General features: G+C 39.2%; 16 protein-coding genes and 2 pseudogenes. 15 read left to right on the top strand and 3 right to left on the bottom strand.

Annotation, left to right across the window (positions count from 1 at the left end):
• The first annotated feature begins 749 nt into the window (after positions 1-749).
• Complete coding sequence (gene crcB, locus ACFQIC_RS15390; RefSeq protein ID WP_204710055.1) at positions 750-1,127, top strand: fluoride efflux transporter CrcB; 378 nt, start codon at positions 750-752, stop codon at positions 1,125-1,127.
• Positions 1,124-1,498: a fluoride efflux transporter FluC gene (locus tag ACFQIC_RS15385; protein ID WP_390217355.1), complete on the top strand. Its 375-nt coding sequence runs from the start codon at positions 1,124-1,126 to the stop codon at positions 1,496-1,498. Before crcB ends, ACFQIC_RS15385 begins: the two co-directional genes overlap by 4 nt.
• Positions 1,499-1,876: 378 nt before the next feature.
• On the opposite strand, the gene ACFQIC_RS15380 is transcribed toward ACFQIC_RS15385, so the two are convergent.
• Complete coding sequence (locus ACFQIC_RS15380; protein WP_204710054.1) at positions 1,877-2,446, bottom strand: glycerol-3-phosphate responsive antiterminator; 570 nt, start codon at positions 2,444-2,446, stop codon at positions 1,877-1,879.
• Positions 2,447-3,053: 607 nt separating this feature from the next.
• Between ACFQIC_RS15380 and ACFQIC_RS15375 the strand changes: the two genes are divergently transcribed.
• From ACFQIC_RS15375 to ACFQIC_RS15330, 10 genes are all read left to right on the top strand, one after another.
• On the top strand, positions 3,054-3,830 hold the full coding sequence (locus tag ACFQIC_RS15375; RefSeq protein WP_204710052.1) for an SDR family NAD(P)-dependent oxidoreductase: 777 nt from the start codon (positions 3,054-3,056) through the stop codon (positions 3,828-3,830).
• 43 nt (positions 3,831-3,873) lie between these two features.
• Complete coding sequence (locus ACFQIC_RS15370) at positions 3,874-5,313, top strand: FGGY-family carbohydrate kinase (protein ID WP_204710046.1); 1,440 nt, start codon at positions 3,874-3,876, stop codon at positions 5,311-5,313.
• A gap of 56 nt (positions 5,314-5,369) precedes the next feature.
• On the top strand, positions 5,370-6,812 hold the full coding sequence (locus ACFQIC_RS15365) for an FAD-binding oxidoreductase (protein ID WP_204710045.1): 1,443 nt from the start codon (positions 5,370-5,372) through the stop codon (positions 6,810-6,812).
• A 379-nt stretch (positions 6,813-7,191) separates the two neighbouring features.
• Entirely contained in the window at positions 7,192-7,842 is a 651-nt protein-coding gene (locus tag ACFQIC_RS15360; RefSeq protein ID WP_204710044.1) for an ABC transporter permease, read from the top strand.
• Between the two features lie 19 nt (positions 7,843-7,861).
• Positions 7,862-8,833, top strand: a complete 972-nt coding sequence (locus tag ACFQIC_RS15355) for an ABC transporter ATP-binding protein (protein WP_204710043.1) — start codon at positions 7,862-7,864, stop codon at positions 8,831-8,833.
• A gap of 16 nt (positions 8,834-8,849) precedes the next feature.
• Positions 8,850-9,602, top strand: coding sequence for an ABC transporter permease (locus tag ACFQIC_RS15350; RefSeq protein WP_204710042.1), 753 nt, complete (start codon positions 8,850-8,852; stop codon positions 9,600-9,602).
• Positions 9,603-9,621: 19 nt separating this feature from the next.
• A complete protein-coding gene (locus ACFQIC_RS15345) occupies positions 9,622-10,539 on the top strand; it encodes an ABC transporter substrate-binding protein (RefSeq protein ID WP_204710041.1) in 918 nt (305 codons plus the stop codon).
• A 514-nt stretch (positions 10,540-11,053) separates the two neighbouring features.
• On the top strand, positions 11,054-12,028 hold the full coding sequence (locus ACFQIC_RS15340; RefSeq protein ID WP_204710040.1) for an MBL fold metallo-hydrolase: 975 nt from the start codon (positions 11,054-11,056) through the stop codon (positions 12,026-12,028).
• A gap of 122 nt (positions 12,029-12,150) precedes the next feature.
• The gene (locus ACFQIC_RS15335) at positions 12,151-13,812 is read left to right on the top strand and encodes an L-aspartate oxidase (RefSeq protein WP_390217379.1); all 1,662 of its coding nucleotides are present in this window, start codon (positions 12,151-12,153) and stop codon (positions 13,810-13,812) included.
• Positions 13,809-14,114: a 2Fe-2S iron-sulfur cluster-binding protein gene (locus ACFQIC_RS15330; RefSeq protein WP_204710032.1), complete on the top strand. Its 306-nt coding sequence runs from the start codon at positions 13,809-13,811 to the stop codon at positions 14,112-14,114. The genes ACFQIC_RS15335 and ACFQIC_RS15330 overlap by 4 nt, the downstream gene beginning before the upstream one ends.
• An 88-nt stretch (positions 14,115-14,202) precedes the next feature.
• On the opposite strand, the gene ACFQIC_RS15325 is transcribed toward ACFQIC_RS15330, so the two are convergent.
• Both ACFQIC_RS15325 and ACFQIC_RS15320 read right to left on the bottom strand, forming a co-directional pair.
• The gene (locus tag ACFQIC_RS15325) at positions 14,203-15,048 is read right to left on the bottom strand and encodes an NAD-dependent epimerase/dehydratase family protein (protein ID WP_204710031.1); all 846 of its coding nucleotides are present in this window, start codon (positions 15,046-15,048) and stop codon (positions 14,203-14,205) included.
• 70 nt (positions 15,049-15,118) lie between these two features.
• On the bottom strand, positions 15,119-15,526 hold the full coding sequence (locus ACFQIC_RS15320; RefSeq protein WP_204710030.1) for a VOC family protein: 408 nt from the start codon (positions 15,524-15,526) through the stop codon (positions 15,119-15,121).
• 112 nt (positions 15,527-15,638) lie between these two features.
• On the opposite strand from ACFQIC_RS15320, the pseudogene ACFQIC_RS15315 reads away from it, so the two are divergent.
• The 3 genes and pseudogenes from ACFQIC_RS15315 to ACFQIC_RS15305 form a co-directional block, all read left to right on the top strand.
• A pseudogene (locus ACFQIC_RS15315) lies at positions 15,639-15,740 on the top strand (hydroxyisourate hydrolase); the annotation flags it as partial.
• 288 nt (positions 15,741-16,028) lie between these two features.
• Positions 16,029-16,142: pseudogene (locus tag ACFQIC_RS15310) on the top strand (glycerol-3-phosphate responsive antiterminator); the annotation flags it as partial.
• Positions 16,143-17,491: 1,349 nt separating this feature from the next.
• Entirely contained in the window at positions 17,492-19,111 is a 1,620-nt protein-coding gene (locus tag ACFQIC_RS15305; RefSeq protein ID WP_204710023.1) for a PucR family transcriptional regulator, read from the top strand.
• The last annotated feature ends 80 nt before the right edge of the window (positions 19,112-19,191 follow it).

Genomic DNA, 19,191 nt, shown 5'->3' with positions numbered 1-19,191 from the left:
GTCTCGCAATTTCCCGGACCTTCTTGCTTTCGTGAGGAGAACGGAAGCATCAGATGTGGTGCTTCAAGTGAAAAGCATTCCTTACGATTGAGAATTGTGCTGGAAGGTGCCTTCTTGCATATCGCTTAAAGCTTCGGATTATTCAATAAAAGAATCGTGGTTCCGTTGCTTTTCATCGGAGCATGGGGGATGGGTAGGCATACACCACAGGTAATCTCCTACCCTTCATATAAACACGCTATCACACCCGATTTTCAACAACTTATCTAATGACTCAATAGATCTGTGTGATGGCCATATTCTCTGGTCTGCATCAGGCTTCAATTGGCGTTATATCAGATATTTCATGCTTTAACAGGGGCGGAAGAACAGCACGATTTCGATAGAAACATACGGCAAGCGACTCCTTCCCCACCGCCCCTTTCTCCACACAATCATCTCGGAATCGAGTCTTCAACAATCCTGCTAAGTTAGCGCAACAAGCACAACTTCGTCAATGTGCATAACTATTCGCATGTATACACTTTTCGTGAGCATCGATATTGATAAGAGTAACAATATAAGGGCAGTCCTTAACTGGAAAAAAGTGTTGTGTTTTAATAAGCAAAAACTGTGTCAACTCTTTCAAGCGGTCACATCCGATTTGTGTGCGTGCATAACTGTTACCTACCGTTTAATATATAATGTTTTTTGGTGAGGAAAATATGAGCCATGCTAAAATAGATGTTATCAGGCAAGGGGGATTGACGATGGTTTATATATGGGTAGGAATAGCGGGCTTCTTTGGGGCTTCATTGAGATATATTATTGGATTATTTTTATTTGATGCTGATGTGTATTTTCCTTTCTCTACGCTTTCGGTCAATTTATTGGGAAGTTTTTTGTTGGCATGGTTCACATTTAAGCTAGTACATAAATATTCAATTTCAGCTAAGTGGAAAGCTGCACTAGGTACAGGGTTTGTCGGTTCATTCACAACCTTTTCCACACTCAGTGTAGAAACTATCGTGTTATTTGAAAGAGGAAGCCTCTTTTTAGGAATTCTCTATATCTTTCTAAGTATTAGTGGTGGGTTACTTTTATCTAATCTAGGATTTTCTTTAGGGAAAGGGGGACAAACGGCATGAAGCTGACTCTCTTTCATATTTTATTAGTTGGTTGCGGTGGCTTTCTAGGAGCAATTGGTCGTTTTGCAATCAGCCAATACGTTAACAAAAAGTATTCTTTCAAATTACCTGTGGCAACACTTATTGTAAATATAGTTGGTTCTTTCATGTTAGGTATGATGGTCGGAGTGGAAGTAGCAGAGTCGATTTATTTATGGTTAGGAGTAGGGTTGATGGGATCTTTTACAACCTTTTCTACTTTTAAGTTGGAAGGAATTCAACTGCATGTAGATAACAAGTGGAATATTTTTATCATTTATAATGTTGTGAGTTATGGGGGTGGTCTATTATTAGCCTATATGGGGTTTGCACTCGGTAGACTATATATATAAGGGAACTTATTAAAATATGAGAAAAAGTCTATCTTTCGTTTGAATATACTAGTGAAAGATAGACTTTTTTACATGAGTCGAGATATAAATGCTGTGGCAATTCCAAAGTAAATTAATAATGAAAAGATGTCATTCCTGAGATTGAAAAACAGAACGCTTGGATTCAATATCCAAGCGTTCTTGTTTGCTATTTATACTGTTATTTATTGTGTTAAATATACTGTATTTTAGTTGATAATTAGACAGTTATTTCACGGTATTTCCACAGTGTCAGAACAACTTATCTGAAGGGCCTTCTCTTAATATTGAAATAGAAGATCGAAAATAGAATGGTAAGAGGAAGGAGGACTAATCGCGAAAAATCTCACCTGAAAAACTCTACATATACCATACATCGCTATTTGTAGATGAGATAGCTACAGCACCAGCTTGTAATGCGGTCACAACGTCATCTTTTTCACAAACGAGTCCGCTTGCGATAATCGGGGTGTTGATTTTATCTTTTACCCAGCCAATAGCTTTTGACATTCCACCTGGTAGGATTTCGATAAAGTGAGGATTAGAGTTTGCGATCTGTTTGTCGATGCTTCGAAATGACATAGAATCGACTAAAAAGAATCTGTGGACGGTGTAGAAACCGTAATTCCTAGCAGCATGAACCATTTGAGCTTTAGTACTTATAATCCCATCTGCTTTCGTGCTTTCTTTTAAAAATTGAAGGGCAACTTCCTTGTTTGATGTGCCCTCTAATAGGTCTATATGGACAAAGGCTAGTTTATTATGAGCCTTAACTTGATCTACGATTTCGCCGACATTGATAATATCACTATTTAAAATGAAAATGGTATTGCAGTCTGTTTGGATAGCTTCTTTTAGTCCGTTTTTATCTTTCACTGCAGCAATAATCGGATTTTCTTCCAGTGCTAGTTCTACGTTGTTTTCTCTCATGATAATCTCCTTATCTTTTGACATCACTGTTTTATTAAATGGTTAAGTTAAACGTTAATGTTGATATTCCCGATTTGAGAAGCGAAGTTTATTCAACAAACGAGGTGTTATCATAGGAAAAGAATCAAGGTTCCATCGTTCGAATCAGAGAAAGGGAATCAGGGGAAGCGAGAAAAGATTTCCGTCCAATCAACCACCCAATTTCGGGAAATATATCTATTAATTTCGAGACCTTCACAATAAGAAAATTCTTATCTTATTACAAAGAATCAACAATACTTAACAAACCCTATTATATAGTAGTTTCGAGTGTGATAAAAGATATACGGGTTTTATAAAATAGCACTGTTAATTGTTAATGTTGATATTTTCCCGTGTTGAGGTGATAAGTTTATTAAAACAGCTAGCGATGGAAAGTGAACTTACACGCCTAACTAGTGTCGAAAAAAGAAGAATATTGTGGGGGAGCATTTGACAGTATCAATAGATAACCATATACTTAGTAACAGTTAAAGTTACTAGAGCCGAGAGAAAAGTAACTTCCCCTGGGGGAAGTATGCTTTTCTCTTTTTTTATGCTAATTATACGGAAGGGAGTGAAAGCAGATATGAATATGACTGATTTTACGATGGATTTCTTTTCCTTAGAAGGACAAACAGCCATTGTTACTGGTGGGAATTCTGGACTTGGTCAGGCATTCTCACTTGCTTTAGCGAAAGCAGGGGCGAACTTGTTCATCCCGAGTCTCACGGAGGATGATGGAACGACGAGGGAATTAATTGAAAATGAAGGCGTTCAAATGAAATTCATGCAGGTGGATATAACTGAGGATGGAGCAGCAAAGCGAGTTGTCGATCAGTGCGTGGAGTCGATGGGTGCAATCGACATAGTCGTAAACAGTGCGGGACTTAATAAAGTAGCTGCTTTTAAGGATTTCGGTAGGGAAAAATGGGATCCAATGATGCAAGTAAACTTGACAGCTGCTTTCGAACTTAGCCATGAGGCGGCGAAAGAAATGATTCCTAAGCGTCGCGGGAAGATAATTAACGTTTGTTCCATGTTTTCCTTTCATGGAGGACAGGGTTCCCCAGCTTATGCGGCTAGCAAGCATGGTCTGGCTGGATTGACGAAAGCTTATTGTGATGAACTCGCACAGTATAATATTCAAGTGAATGGAATAGCTCCTGGGTATTATGCAACGGACCTTACACAAGAAACGAGAAATAATCCGAAAGCAAACGGAAAAGTATTAGACCATACACCTGCTGATCGGTGGGGAGAGCCTGTCGACTTAATGGGGGCAACGGTGTTCCTGTCTAGTAAGGCATCCAACTATGTGAACGGCCACATACTGGCGGTTGACGGAGGTTATCTCGTTCGATAAAGCCTGACTAGAATTACTATGGTAAAGGGAATGTGATATCGAAATGAGTGGAAAATATATTATCGGAGTAGACGGAGGATCACAAAGCTCAAAAGTGTTCATCTATGATTTGAAAGGAAACATTGTAAGCGAGGGTAAACAAACGTTACAACCTATGAACTTACCTGCTCCAGGCATTGTTGAACATCCGGACGATGATTTGTGGGACTCACTTGTTACAGCAACTCAAGAGGCAATGGCGCATTTTCCTGGTAAAAAAGAAGACATCATCGGGCTCGGACTTTGTACGATTCGGTTTTGCCGATGCTTGCTCAAGGGGGATGGCACGCTAGCATCGCCGGCTATGAGCTGGATGGATGAGCGGGTATCAAAGCCTTATGAACATATACATTCTGAAGTAGCCCGTGTGACGACCTCCTCTGGTTATATCACGCGTCGACTAACTGGCCAGTTTATCGATACGGCTGCTAATTATCAGGGAATGTGGCCAATCGATACGGATACATGGGATTGGATGGATGACGGCGAGGCCTTCGATCAATACAACATTCCCCGTGACATGCTGTTCGCACTTCAGTATCCAGGAACGACTTTAGGACATGTGACGAAAGAGGCGGCAGAGGCAACAGGTATTCCTGAAGACATTCCAGTCATTGCAACGGCTAACGACAAGGCGGTTGAGGCGTTAGGAGCTGGCATGTTATCTGAGAATACTGCGCTCATTTCTTTAGGTACGTATATCGCTGGAATGATACATGGCCAAGATAATCCAAAGAATACGACACACTTTTGGACGAATTTCGCTGCTATTCCAAATGAATATCTCTACGAAAGTAATGGAATACGACGCGGGATGTGGACTGTGAGTTGGTTTAAGGAGCTTTTTGGTGACGAATTAGTGACAAAAGCGGAAGAACTCAACATATCCCCTGAAGAATTCTTGAATCGAGAAGCAGTGAAATCCGTTCCAGCTGGGAGCGATGGGTTGATGACGGTGCTTGATTGGCTTTCTCCAGGAGATAAGCCATTTAAAAAAGGTATGATGATCGGTTTTGATGGGCGTCATACAAGGGCTCATATGTACCATTCTATATTGGAGGCTATTGCCTTGACGATGAAGACGAATGTGGATGCAATGTGTGAAGAGATGGATACGGAGTTAGAAAACATTGTGATTACAGGTGGAGGTTCAAATGGCGATTTAATGATGCAAATCTTTGCCAATGTCTTTGGCCTTCCGGCGACACGAAACGTTGTTAATGGATCAGCGAGTTTGGGTTCAGCGATAAGTGTTGCAGTTGCCCTTGGTGCTTATTCTAATTATGAAGAAGCGACCGAACAGATGGTTAAGGTGAGTGACACCTTTGTTCCTGAAGAAGATAACCATGCTTTCTACAATCGTATGAATCGAGAAGTCTACCAACACATTACGGCGTATACCGATGGGATTTTGAAAAAAGCGTATAACCTTTTTCATGAGTGATCTTTGTAAAAGCCAGTCACTCATAAAATTAATTCATTATCAAAGGAGTTTTGTAAATGGGATTAACAAAAGAACAAATCGTTATCGATATAAAAGCGATTTTACCAGAAGAGCAAATCATTACAGAGGAGGAAGTGTTAAAAGAGAACAGTGTGGATCGTTTCAGAAAATATGAAACGATTCATGGTGTTTACACTCAACCGTTTCCTGCAGCGGTCGTGAAGGTGAAAAGTGCAGAAGAAGTATCTGCAATTCTTCAATACATGAATGAAAACAATATTAATGCTGTGCCGAAGACTGGTGGTTCCGCTACAGAAGGTGGACTTGAGACGGCGGTTGAAAACTCTTTAGTCATTGATGGTTCGGCTATGAATGACATCGTGAGCATCGATTCATACAACATGTTTGCCACTGTAAAATGCGGCGTCCCTTTGGAGGACTTGGAAGATCAATTACGCGCCAAGGGATTAACGACAGGACACTCGCCGCAATCTAAGCCGCTTGCACAAATGGGTGGACTTGTTGCGACACGAAGCATTGGTCAACTCTCCACTTTATATGGGGGTATTGAAGATATGCTTGTTGGGGTCGAGGCTGTTTTTCCTAATGGTGAAATCACGAAAATCAAAAATATTCCGAGACGAGCAGCAGGACCGGATATCCGCCACGTGATAATCGGAAACGAGGGAGCTCTCTGCTACATTACAGAAGTAACAGTTAAAGTATTTCAATATAAGCCGGAGAATAACCAATTTTATGGATATCTCCTAGAAGATATGAAAACGGGATTTGAAATTCTTCGTGAGGTCATGGTGCAAGGGTACCGTCCATCGGTTGCACGCCTTTACGATCCTGAAGACGGAGCTGATCACTTTGATTTTTCAAAAGGGAAATGTGTACTGATTTTCATGGCAGAAGGTCCAAAACCTATAGCACAGGCTACAGGACAAGCGATTGAAGATATCGTAGCTCAATACAGCGAAAGTGAACGCGTAGAGAGTCGAATGATCCAACAATGGTTTGAAAACTTGAATTGGGATCCTTCTAAAGTTAGCGAGGAAAGAAAGGAAATTAAAGAGACTAACAACATTGGCTTCACAACAGAAGTATCAGGTTCGTGGGGAGTGATCCATAATATTTATGAAAATTGCATCAACCGAATTCGTAAAGAGATTCCCCATATTACGATGCTTGGAGGCCACTCTTCTCACAGCTATATGAATGGGACCAATATGTATTTTGTGTATTACTATGATCTAGTAGATATAAAGCCTGAAGAAGAAATTACGAAATATCATTATCCAATCAACAAGATCATCGTAGAAGAAACGATTAAGGCAGGAGGATCCATGGTTCACCACCATGGAGTTGGGAAGCACAGAACACCATGGATTAAAGAAGAATATGGATCTTCCTATTATATCTTGGAAACTTTGAAAAAAGCTTTTGATCCAAATGGAATTATGAATAAAGGGACTATTTTCCCTGAAGAAGATTAATAAAAGGTATTATACCTGAATGTAGATTGCTATCGAGCAGGGATATGAATTTCTATCTCAGTTCGGTAGTGCCCTTCATTTTTATTTGCGCGGCAAAGGATAAGGAAAAGTTTTCACCGTGAAGGTACCCCATTTAATGAATGTTTTAAACGCATTCATTATGTTATTTACCTCTTCAAGTTGGAAAGGCGATAACTTTCTAGAAGGGTAGATAACAAAAATCGACAAAAACCGCAGTTATTCCAGAATATCTCGCATTTTCTGACAAATAACAACTCATACTGTACAGACTGTAATTTGTGTATGTGGTTATTGACAAGTAGTATTGAAATCGTCTGCAAAAATAAGAAGTAAATAGTACTGCTAGGGAGGTGCAAGTATGGTTGATTTTATAAATTACGTTCAAAATGATTGGAATAACATCTTTTCCTATTCAATAGAACATCTCCAACTTGTAGGAGTCGCCATTGCCATAGCGATATTAATCGGTGTCCCACTGGGTATTTATTTGACGACGAATGATTACCTTGCTGAAACCGTTCTACAAGTAGCTTCCATCATAATTACTATTCCAAGTATCGCGTTATTCGGTATTATGATTCCTATTCTTTCAACCATCGGGCAAGGGATTGGCTTTTTACCCGCATTAATAGCCTTAGTCCTTTATTCGCAATTGCCCATTATTCGAAATACGTACACAGCCATTCAGAATGTTGATCCTAATATAAGAGATGCAGCGAAAGGGATAGGCATGAACACCTTTCAGCGTTTGGTGAAAGTGGAAATTCCTAATGCGTTGCCATTGATTATGGCGGGTGTCCGTACAGCGACAGTACTCAATATTGGAATTGGCGCGATTGCCGCATTTATCGGTTCTGGTGGTCTCGGTGTTTTGATCAATTCAGGGATAAGTCGGGGAAATAACAATATGGTATTAGCTGGTGCCGTGTTTGTTTCAATATTGGCATTGATTGCCGATTTCATTCTTAAATACATTCAAAGCCGTATTACCCCGAAAGGAATAAAATAGACGAAAGAAGGTGTGCCTTTTGATAGATTTCAAAAATGTATCCAAATTATACAACGGTAACGTCAAAGCGATTGATGATATATCGATGACAGTAGAAGAAGGAGAATTCGTCATTCTTCTTGGTCCATCGGGGTGTGGGAAAACAACGCTTCTTCGGATGGTGAACCAACTTGAATCTATTTCAGATGGCGAGATATCTATCCAGGGTCAAAATGTGAAACAGATGGATAAAATTAAAATGCGTAGAAATACAGGATATGTTATTCAAAGCAATGGGTTATTTCCTAATATGACCATCGAAGACAACACCATGATTGTTCCTGATTTACTGGGATGGGATCGGAAGAAGAAACGAGATCGTTTTAATTACTTGATGGATCTTCTTGGCATGAACCCTGATGATTACCGTAAACGGTTCCCTCACGAGTTATCGGGTGGACAACAACAGCGTATCGGAGTGGCACGTGCCATGGCTTCAGACCCTCCTGTCATGCTTATGGATGAGCCGTTCGGGGCACTTGATCCGATCATTCGTGAAAAGGTGCAAGATGAATTTTTAGCGATTCAAAAAGAAGTGAAAAAGACGATTCTATTTGTTAGTCACGATATTGATGAAGCCGTCCGTATGGGGGATAAAATAGCTTTGCTTCGTGACGGTAGTATTATGCAATATGATCGTCCAACTGATATGTTGATTCAACCAAAAAATGAATTTGTATCAGATTTTGTAGGGAAAGACCGTGTACTCCGCAGCATGTCCTTATATACGGTGCAGAATCTAGTTGATACGTTCGGTTTGAAAAATAAAGAAGAAACCATTCTTGATACGAAGGAAATTTCGATTCATACGTCACTTCGAGTGGCTATTTCCATGATATTAAATCAAGAGGCAGATCAATTAGTCATTATTAATGATGCAGGGGAGGCACAAGGGAGTTTAACGTTTGATTTAATCGAAAAGTTTCTTCATCAAGAAGTGAAAGGTGCATAAAGGAAGGAAGGTAGAGATGAACTCAAAAAAACTGATAGCTTATATCATCCGTATCATCCTTTGGGTCCTTGTCATTTCCTTTTTTTGGTGGGCTATCAGTGGAGGTATGTTCGGAAAAATATTCGCTGAACCAACAAAATTTAAAGAGCTTCTAACACAGCATTTGCACTTGGTTTCCATATCCGCTGGGTTGGCGATACTGACATCGGTTCCCTTGGGAATATTGGTAACCCGTCCCCGTTTTCGGAGATCAGAGTGGTTGATTGTTAACATCGCAAACTTGGGACAAACGATACCAAGTCTTGCTGTTCTAGCTCTTGCGATGGGATTCTTAGGAATTGGATTGAAAGCGGCGATTGTCGCACTATACATTTACTCTCTCCTACCGATACTGCAGAACACGATTGCTGGTCTTGATTCAGTAAGACCAGAGATGAAGGATGCGGCAAAGGGTATGGGGCTAACGCCTTTACAAGTGTTATTTAGAATTGAGCTGCCGAGTGCTTCTGCTTCAATATTGGCGGGAATTCGGACTGCTGTTGTCTTGAACATTGGTACAGCTGCACTTGCTTATTTGATTGGTGGTGGCGGTTTAGGTGTATGGATCTTTACAGGGATTCAATTGTTCGATAATCAAACATTGATTTCGGGAGCTATACCTGTCACGTTATTAGCTGTTTTGGTAGATTTCGGATTTCGCGGAATTCAATATTTATTAGTACCTAAAGGTATTCGATTGGCACGTAAAGCAGCCATCGAATCCACATAATTTAAGGAGGAATTTAAGTATGAAGAAAATTTTAATGTTAGCCACAATATTTATTTTATCAATAGGAGCACTAGCTGCTTGTTCGAGTGGTGGAGACGGTGAAGATAAAAATATAACTGTTGGTGCAAAAAACTTTACAGAGCAATTCATATTAGCAAAAATGGCTATTCTAAAGCTAGAAGATAATGGATATTCTGTTGAAGAGAAAAGCAACTTAGGAAGTTCGGCTTTGCGCCAAGCCCTTGAGAACAAACAGGTAGACTTGACTTGGGACTATACAGGTACAGGTCTTGTGACATACATGGGTGAGGATCCAATTGCGGATAAACAAGAAGCATATGATACTGTAAAAGAATTAGATATGGAACGAAATGATATTTATTGGACCAATTTGTCTGAGGTTAATAATGCTTATACAATTGTTATGACTCAGGAAAAAGCTGATGAACTAGCGATCGAAAGTATTGGTGACTTGGCTGAATATGTAAACAATAATCCAGATGAACTTCGTTTTGGAACAGATGCTGAATTTGCTAATCGTGACGATGGACTTCCAGGTGTTGAAGAAACATATGGTTTTGAGTTTGGTGATGCCAATATTTCTGAAATGAATTATGGTCTTCAATATGAAGCTCTAAATAATGAAGAAGTAGATGTAGCGATGGGATTTGCTACGGATAGTAGAATTCGCGAGTATGAGCTCGTTAACCTAGAAGATACAGAAAGCTTTTTCCCATCTTATAACGCTGCAATTGCGATGACGAACGAAACATATGAAAATCACCCAGAAGTTGAAGAAATATTAAAACCTATCGCTGAGCAATTAGATAGTGAAACTATGCGTGAATTGAATTATCAAGTAGACGTAGAAGAAAGATCTGTAGATGACGTTGCCCAAACGTATTTAGAAGAGAATGGTTTGCTAGACGGAGAATAATTTAATGATGACTTTTATGTGTTTTAATAACGAAAGAAGCTGATCTCCTTAATAGGTGATCAGCTTCTTTTAAATTTTTTATCGCTTCCTTCATTTAAATTTTATTAAATACGAATCTCTCATATTTATGAAGTTCGACTCACCTTATTAAACAACTTATCTAAGTCGGTCAAAAGATGGCGAGGCTGGCGAACACAGGTATTCTTCTTTGTGCTAGAGCATATGAACGAAAATTTCAGTATCCATTCCGAAATTGCATATAAAATAAAAGGTTGAAAGCGATCAGAGTTATGTCAAGATGGAAGTAAGAATGGTCAACTTAAAGTGGTTACGTGCTCACTATATGGCACGGGCGGTCCCATTCCTTTGTTTTTTACTAACCTAACCATTCTGTAAGTTAGTTTAAGCTTATAATAAAAATGACTTTACTTTAATTGTCGAGACCGGTTAATGGCAGAAGAAATTATAATTTATGAGAACGTTCCTCAATACATAATAGCAAAGGCGGGTAAACATGATAGAACCAACAACCTTTAAGTTTTATCCAATATCAGTTCCTACCGATAGTGAATTAAAAACGGTAAATTTCTATCTTCTCTCCATTGATAATCAACTCCTATTATTTGATGCTGGTTGGACGGGTGATACATACTGGGAAGTTTTCCAGCAAACGTTAAAAAATAATAATTTCTCACTGAGTGACCTATCGGGGATTATTCTAAGTCACCATCATATTGATCATTGTGGGCTAGTAAACCAAATCATTGATCACTATAATATCCCTGTATACGCTCATGAAAAAGCCATTCCACGATTAAAAAGAGAAGATCAATTCCTACACCATCGCATCAATTTTTTTGATGAATTATACAGAAAATTTGATTGTGGTGAAAAAGGCAAACAGCAGGTTGATTATTTGACGAAGTCTTTAGAAAAAAATCGTGACCTAGCTATTAAAGCTGAAATTTTTCCGATAGAACAGGCGCCCCTTGATTCGTTGCGTGTGCTTCATTTTCCTGGTCACGCCCCTGATCAAATAGGTTTATGGGACCAAGAAAGTATGATTTTATTTGGAGCTGATGTTCTTATTCAGCATATTTCTAGTAATGCTTTAGTAGAGCCTGATGAAAAAGGAGGACGGTTGCCAACACTTCATCAAAGTGTTGAATCTCTTAAGTCTATTGCTTCCTTACCTGTCCAACTCATTTATTCTGGACATGGAGCGGTGATTCAGGATCCTCAAGTACTTATTAAAAAACGGTTGGAACGTATAAATCAGAAAGGGGATAAAATCATATCTCTTATCCAGAAAGGTGTTTCTACTGGCAGGGAAATCGCCCAAAGCTATTATGGCTCTACTTATGATAAGCAATTTTCACTAGTCATGTCGGAGATTATTGGACAGCTTGATTATTTGGAAATGTACGGGAGAGTGACCAAAACCATTAAAGATGGGGTGTATCACTATTCCTGCGACGTATCAAAGTAGATGGGGGTTATTTTGGATGATAGGAGCCTAACGCCCATAATGTAGGGGATTAGGCTTTTCTATATGTGTAATTTAAAGGGGCTAGTGAATAATAGAGTTCGTAAGGGGTGTTGAATTTGGATGTGATTAAAACAGATATTCTTGTTATAGGATCGGGGGCAGCTGGATTGGCATCTAGCGTTTATGCAGCAGCATCCAATCAAAGTATATTAGTTATAGATAAAGGGGGTGTTGGAAAAAGTGGTTCTACAGTCGGTGCTGTTCAAATGGCAAGTTTAGGGCATTGGTCTGATTCGGAAGATAGTGAATATGCCTATAGACAGGATATTCACGAAAGTGGACGAGGATTGAGTAACCGGGCGCTTACAGGTGTACTTGCCAATGAGATTTCAGCTCGAATGGAAGACCTCCTTCATTGGGGATTAAAACTTGATAGAAACGAACAAAACGATATTTTAGTATCCAGTACTTCGGGCCATACGATTCCTAGGTCGATTAGTTCAAAGAAAGGAAAGACGGGGCTTGGAATTTTACAAACTTTAACGAAAAAAGCGAAGAGTTACAGTAACCTGGAAACATGGAGTGATGTCATTACTTTAGAGCTTGTGAAGTCCCAAGGTAGAATCGTAGGGGCTGTTGTATTAGATTTAACAGAAAATCTTCCCTATTTGATTCAAAGTAAAGCAGTTATCCTGGCGACTGGTGGGATGGGGCAACTTTATCCTATAACTAGTAATCCTGCTCAAGCCACAGGGGATGGATTCTCTTTATGCTTAGAAGCGGGTGCTTCTTTAATTGATATGGAACAGATTCAATTTTATCCGGTTAGTTTAATAGAACCTAGGTCTCTTTCTGGTCTTTGCATGAGTTTTCACCATATGGCTAAGCTGTATAATAGTAAAGGTGAAAGGTTTATGAGTAAATACGAGCCAAAAACAATGGAAAACACTACTAGAGATAAATTGGCTATCGCAATAGCTTCAGAAGTTGAGGCAGGTTTTGGAACTGATCATGGTGGGGTTTGGATCGATGTTTCTGAAAATATAGATGAGGTAAAAAAACAATTTTTTCATGAATATAAACTGTGCTTGGATCGAGGGATTGATTTGGCTAATCAACAGGCTGAAGTAGCTCCGGCTGCTCACTTTATGATGGGTGGAGCACAGATTGATTCGAATGCTGCTTCCACGGTGCCCGGTTTGTACGTTGCTGGAGAGACGACGGGCGGTTTGCATGGGGGCAATCGTCTAGGGAACAATGCTTTATCGGAGTGTATAGTTTTTGGGGCAAGAGCAGGAGGATCAGCAGGGAAAGAAGCAAAATTAAATCCTTTAATACCAACGATAATACCTTTACAAACAAAAAAGACAGAAGATATTTTGATGCATATTTCGGATGGCGGGTACGGATCAGAACGCTCATACGAATGTAAAGATCAAGTTCGTACAATTATGGGGGGATATGTTGGGGTGGTGCGCTCTACAGAGGGTCTTCTGCAGGCAAAAGACCAATTAATCACGGTTCAAAATAAGTTAAAAAATGTTAAAATCACAAGTTCGAATGGACAATATTCAAAAGAAATTATTGATTATATTGAAGCCATTCATATGGTGCAGACAGCTCTAGCTATTATAGAATCAGCTATCCATCGAGAAGAAAGCAGGGGTGCACATTATACAATTGATTTCCCTGCTCAATTAATAGAAGCGAAGCATGCTGTTGTGTCGATTACTAATAAGAAACTTAATTGTAGAATGATTCCAATGGAAGGTGAGGAAGAATGAATAAGCTTCTTGTGAATATTGACCGCTTGGATAACCAAACATGTCGTTATGAAGTAAATATCCAAACAGGAATGACTGTTCTTGATGTTATTGAAGAAATTTACTACCATCATGACCCTACCCTTGCCTACCGTTATTCTTGCCGCACCGGCCTGTGTACGACGTGCATGATGATGATTAATGGCAAGCCTGGTTTAAGTTGTCAGAAAATGGCTGAACATGGGGAGGGTGGTGTTCTTACACTGGCCCCTCTTTCTAAAGGTAAGACTATCAAAGACCTTGTAAAAGAAGTGAGAATTTAAAATTCTTGGCGTTTTATTATATGATGTACAGTAAAGAAAATAGGCAGGATGAGTGGGGTCATTTCACTCTCCCACCTATCACTGTTTGTTATACGTTTACGTAATCACGCCACATATGGATAGGGTTCCATCCGAGTAATTCTTTTGCTTTTTCACTAGTTAATAATGTGTCGTATCCATCAACTGCCCCTCGGATCTCTACATTTGGAAAGCGTTTTGCCATAAGATCCTGGCTTTTAATATCCATACTTGTTTCGTTTGCAGCGAGATTAAGCGCGACGGCACCCAGTCCCTCAGTTTCAACTGCTTTGACACAAGCTGTAGCTGCATCTCTTGTATCGATATAACTCCAAAGAATGCGGTCTCTTTGCAACGGGTCATGGACAAAGGACGGGAAGTTTGCGTACATCTCTGGTGAGATAACATTGCCTAGTCGGAAGGAAACGATTTGCATACCAGATCGACGATGGATGGCTTCCGCAGTTTGTTCGTTAACGACTTTCGACAACCCGTAGCTATCTTCGGGCAGTTGAGGGTGATCTTCATCAATAGGTACATACTTTGGTTCAAGTGGATTTTTTGCGAAACAGATTCCATAAGATGATTCACTTGAGGCAAGAACAGCTTTCTTTATGCCTAAACCTGCTGCAGCTTCAAGGATATTGTATGTAGACATCACATTGTTTTCAAATGTTCGTTCATTCGAATAGATATATGCCTGAGGAATAGCAGCCAAATGAATAACCGCTTCTGCTCCTTGTAAAACACCATAAACTTCACCGAGGTTTTTTAAATCTGTGATCACCGTTTGACATAAAGGTTCTTCTGGCTTTCTAACATCACAGTTGACAACTTCATACCCTTGTTCAACAAACTCTTTTACAACCCAGTGACCAAGCAAACCGCTACCACCTGTGACAACTACTTTTTTCATATAAAACACTCCTCGTAAAGAATAAAATAACACTTTTCATTGAATAAAAGGTTTTTAGAATAACTGATTCCTAACAATTCATTTGCGGTGATGATGGATCAAGCTGCATAAATTCAATTTTATTTCCGTCAGGATCTCTAACCCAACATTGATAATTATGGTCTTTTCCTTGCTTTGGTTCAATATCAATGGTTACTTTTTGGTTCCTTAAGTGGTTGGCTGTTTCATGAATATCGTGTACTTCAAGACAAAGATGGTTAAACCCGATGGCACGCTTGAGGTTTGCGGGTTTTTGGAGTCCGCCGTAAAATAGTTCAATAAATTGTCCAGGGGCTACTTTGATATACTCTATCCACGGGTTATTTTGATCATCTTTAATGTTGAAAACCCTTTCAAAACCAAGCACGTCACAATAAAACGTTAAGGACTGTTCCATATCTTGAACGGTTAAAGCTAGATGTCCAATTCCTTTGATCATAAACTTGCCTCCTTTTATAGCCTTCCAATTACTAGTGTACATAATTGATAGCTGTATTGGTAGTAAAACGAAATTACAATTATATTATTCTCCGATCCAATGTTTTTAAAAAAATAAGGTATCGGTGAGATTTGGCGTGGCAGATACGGATGAGTATTATCACGTTTTGTTGCTCATATCGCCATGGGGTTATCAAGTCTATCGAGGCAGTTAAAAGAAATAAGGTCAGTTCTGATTAGTGGGAGCTGACCCTTCTTCTGATTGTGTGGAGAAAGGGGCGGTGGGGAAGGAGTCACTTTCCGTGGGCGTGCGCTGAAGCGTTTAGCCTTGTTTAACAACAAGAAAAGACAGCGACGCACGCTTCATGGTCACCTGGACGAAGTAGAGAAACAAATCCAGCATAAACTAGTGCGTTTAGCTGACTAGGGTAACCGTAATGCCAAAGAAAGAAGAACATCGGAAAGCCGTATGAGGGAAAACCTCACGTACGGTTTGCTACACCGTCCACAGATTCTTTTTAGTCGATTCTATGTCATTTCGAAGCATCGACAAACAGATCGCAAACTCTAATCCTCACTTTATCGAAATCCTACCAGGTTTAATTCACTATCGGTAGGAACTGATATTGGATAAAACTTAAAGGTTGTTGGTTCTATCATGTTTACCCGCCTTTGCTATTATGTATTGAGGAACGTTCTCATAAATTATAATTACTTCTGCGATTAACCAGTCTCGACAACTAAAGTAAAGTCATTTTTATTATAAGGTTAAACTAACTTACAGAATGGTTACGTTAGTAAAAAACAAAGGAATGGGACTCGCCCATGAGTCTTTAGAAAAAAATCGTGACCTAGCTTATTAAAGCTGAAATTTTTCCGATAGAACAGGCGCCCATTGAATCGTTGCGTGTGCTTCTTTTTCCTGGTCACGCCCCTGATCAAATAGGTTTATGGGACCAAGAGAGTATGATTTTATTTGGAGCTGATGTTCTTATTCAGCATATTTCTAGTAATGCTTTAGTAGAGTTAGAGCCAAGGTGCTTCTACTGGAAGGGAAATCGCCCAAAGCTATTATGGCACTACTTATGATAAGCAATTTTCACTAGTCATGTCGGAAATTATTGGACAGCTTGATTATTTGGAAATGTACGGGAGAGTGACCAAAACCATAAAAGATGGGGTGTACCACTATTCCTGCAACTCGACATATCAAAGTAATGCTTGAAAGAGAGTTAGCCGATTTTTGATCACGCTTCGCTCAAATTTCATAAACTCACGGTCGGCCACGATGCCCTTGACAACCGTTTCGTACGTATGACCCTTCAGTAATGGATGGGAAGAACTTACTGAAGATTTCTTGACAATTGACACACCGCCAGCGCCTTACATAAACGAAAAGAACAGACTAAACTTCCAAAATGTTCCAATATATAAATGAGTAAGGGGCACAGGTTAAATAAGGATTTTTCTGTATTACCAATAACCGTTGTGCAATCAACAGGAACAAGGAAGAAGTAATATAATAGGTTGATGTATTTTCTGAGGAGGGTACGTGAATGTGTCGATATGCCAAAACTGCGGCAGTTGATGTAGCAGTATTTAAAGATCAATGGAGAAAACTGCACCAATTTAATGAATACTTGATTTTTGTATAAGACATAATGAAATGGAAAAAAGGAGGGTTATGCTCAAGCATAACCCTCCTTTTTTAAGATTGAAGGTGAAGAGATGTTTTAGTAGCTTTCCCTCATGGTGTTGATTAGACTCTCTTCAAAACAGCGTTGTGGAGTGGGGAGATTACTAAAGTTTTCAAGTTACAGGATCTTAAGCATCTACTTACATAACCACATCCATCTCAAATGATAGTTGTTTACATTAACTTAGTTAAAAAGTATAATTAAATTCAAAATATTTAGTCAAATTAACCAATGCGTTTCAATGATATAACAAGCTTGGAGGAGTTTTTATGAAGGTATCTGATGTTCTGCAATTGCCCGTATTAGAAGGTGCGAAGGTGATTGCGGGCGAATCGGGGATAAATCGTGAAGTGCAACATGTCAATATGATGGATGCACCAGACATTGTCCATTTTTTAAATGGAGATGATTTATTAGTTACAACAGCCTATCACCTAAAAGATGATCCGCAATTATTAATAGAGCTTATTCAAAACATGGTCGATCAAGGCTGTGCAGGGTTAGGAATTAAAACTCAACGTTTTTTAGTTGAAGTACCTGAATCTGTTCGAGCGTTTGCAGATGGCGTGGATTTTCCTATTATTGAAATCCCTATCGAAGTTTCTTTAGGGGAAGTTGTGAATCAAACATTAAGTTATATACTTGAAATGCGAACCACTGAATTAAGAAGTGCCATAGAAACCCATCAAAAGTTCACTGATCATATTATCACGGGTAAGGGCGTGAGAAAGCTTCTTGAAGATTTGTCATCAATGATTGAACATAAAGTGTTATTGCTGGACCATCACTTTAAACCGATTACGTCTGCAGGTGGAGAATTTCCGGATTGGGTAGAAAAAATGGAAGAGATGCATATGGATGGCTTTGACTTTTTCCTTCCTGGCACGGCCTACTCCTCTTTCACTTGCTTACCTGAGCGCGATACGATTACTATCTTTCCAATTAAAACCTATAAAAATAAGGGAGGGTGCCTTGTAGTTTCTGGGGATATCCTAAGCTCAAATCGCTCTAACATTTTAACGATAGAACAAGCGACCAATGTGATCTCTTTTGAATTAATGAAAGAAAGTGCTCTAAAACAGTACGATATGCGAGCTCGTAATGAGTTTTTTATTAATTTTGTAGACGGTTCTTTTTCTTCAGAAGAAGAGGTCAAAAATCGAGCTAAGGAATTTGATTTATATAATGATCAAAAATATGTTTGTATCATTGGAAAGCTAGATCAAGATGGAAAAGATGTTAGCTTTACTCAGTATCAAATGGAAGCAGACTCTATTTATGAATTTTTAGAAGGTGAGTTTTACACTTTCGATGGTGAGACGCATTTATTCATTAAAGGGGATAGGTGTATTTTACTAGTTGAAGTTGGTGAGTCCTGGGTGGAGGTAGATTCTTCTATTCTCTCCTATCTTGAGCAAGCGCAAACTCGAATAAACAATCGATTTCAACGGACTATTTCCTTTGGAGTGGGGAATATAAGCCAGCAATTTATAGCAGTAAGAAACTCATTTAAAGAAGCCATGAATGCTTTGCGTACCGGGAAACTTTCTGGGAATACGCAATTTATTCAAACCTATCGGACGAAGGATGTTTCGGAAATCTTAAGCATTGTCCCTACAGAGGATCTAACAGAGTTTTATTATCATGCTTTACAAGATTTATCGACAGCAGACGGCAAAGAAGAACAGAAATTTTTGCATACATTATCTGTTTATTTAGAAACGCACTGTCAAATCTCATATACGGCTAAGAAAATGTATGTGCATCGAAATACTGTAATTTATCGACTGGAGAAATGCGAGGAATTATTGGGAGCTAGTTTGAAAGATCCTGATACAACTATTCGTCTGCGGCTTGCTTTACGGGTTAAAACTTTACTTAATTTGTAGGACGTCTTGTACATGAATAAGAACTTGGCTTATGGTCAAGTTCTTATTCATGTGATGAAAAATAACACAAAAATAGATGG

The organism is Halobacillus seohaensis (genome assembly GCF_042663045.1).
Lineage (GTDB): Bacteria > Bacillota > Bacilli > Bacillales > Halobacillaceae > Halobacillus_A > Halobacillus_A seohaensis.
Note: the sequence above shows the minus strand (reverse complement) of the source record. Positions and strands in the feature narration are given on the sequence as shown.

What these genes read in the sequence shown, in the direction of transcription:
- ACFQIC_RS15320 (WP_204710030.1), bottom strand. Translation starts at nt 15,526, where the DNA reads ATGATCAAAGGAATTGGACATCTAGCTTTAACCGTTCAAGATATGGAA.
- ACFQIC_RS15385 (WP_390217355.1), top strand. Translation starts at nt 1,124, where the DNA reads ATGAAGCTGACTCTCTTTCATATTTTATTAGTTGGTTGCGGTGGCTTT.
- ACFQIC_RS15380 (WP_204710054.1), bottom strand. Translation starts at nt 2,446, where the DNA reads ATGAGAGAAAACAACGTAGAACTAGCACTGGAAGAAAATCCGATTATT.
- ACFQIC_RS15330 (WP_204710032.1), top strand. Translation starts at nt 13,809, where the DNA reads ATGAATAAGCTTCTTGTGAATATTGACCGCTTGGATAACCAAACATGT.
- ACFQIC_RS15360 (WP_204710044.1), top strand. Translation starts at nt 7,192, where the DNA reads ATGGTTGATTTTATAAATTACGTTCAAAATGATTGGAATAACATCTTT.
- crcB (WP_204710055.1), top strand. Translation starts at nt 750, where the DNA reads ATGGTTTATATATGGGTAGGAATAGCGGGCTTCTTTGGGGCTTCATTG.
- ACFQIC_RS15340 (WP_204710040.1), top strand. Translation starts at nt 11,054, where the DNA reads ATGATAGAACCAACAACCTTTAAGTTTTATCCAATATCAGTTCCTACC.
- ACFQIC_RS15350 (WP_204710042.1), top strand. Translation starts at nt 8,850, where the DNA reads ATGAACTCAAAAAAACTGATAGCTTATATCATCCGTATCATCCTTTGG.
- ACFQIC_RS15365 (WP_204710045.1), top strand. Translation starts at nt 5,370, where the DNA reads ATGGGATTAACAAAAGAACAAATCGTTATCGATATAAAAGCGATTTTA.
- ACFQIC_RS15370 (WP_204710046.1), top strand. Translation starts at nt 3,874, where the DNA reads ATGAGTGGAAAATATATTATCGGAGTAGACGGAGGATCACAAAGCTCA.
- ACFQIC_RS15375 (WP_204710052.1), top strand. Translation starts at nt 3,054, where the DNA reads ATGAATATGACTGATTTTACGATGGATTTCTTTTCCTTAGAAGGACAA.
- ACFQIC_RS15325 (WP_204710031.1), bottom strand. Translation starts at nt 15,048, where the DNA reads ATGAAAAAAGTAGTTGTCACAGGTGGTAGCGGTTTGCTTGGTCACTGG.
- ACFQIC_RS15305 (WP_204710023.1), top strand. Translation starts at nt 17,492, where the DNA reads ATGAAGGTATCTGATGTTCTGCAATTGCCCGTATTAGAAGGTGCGAAG.
- ACFQIC_RS15345 (WP_204710041.1), top strand. Translation starts at nt 9,622, where the DNA reads ATGAAGAAAATTTTAATGTTAGCCACAATATTTATTTTATCAATAGGA.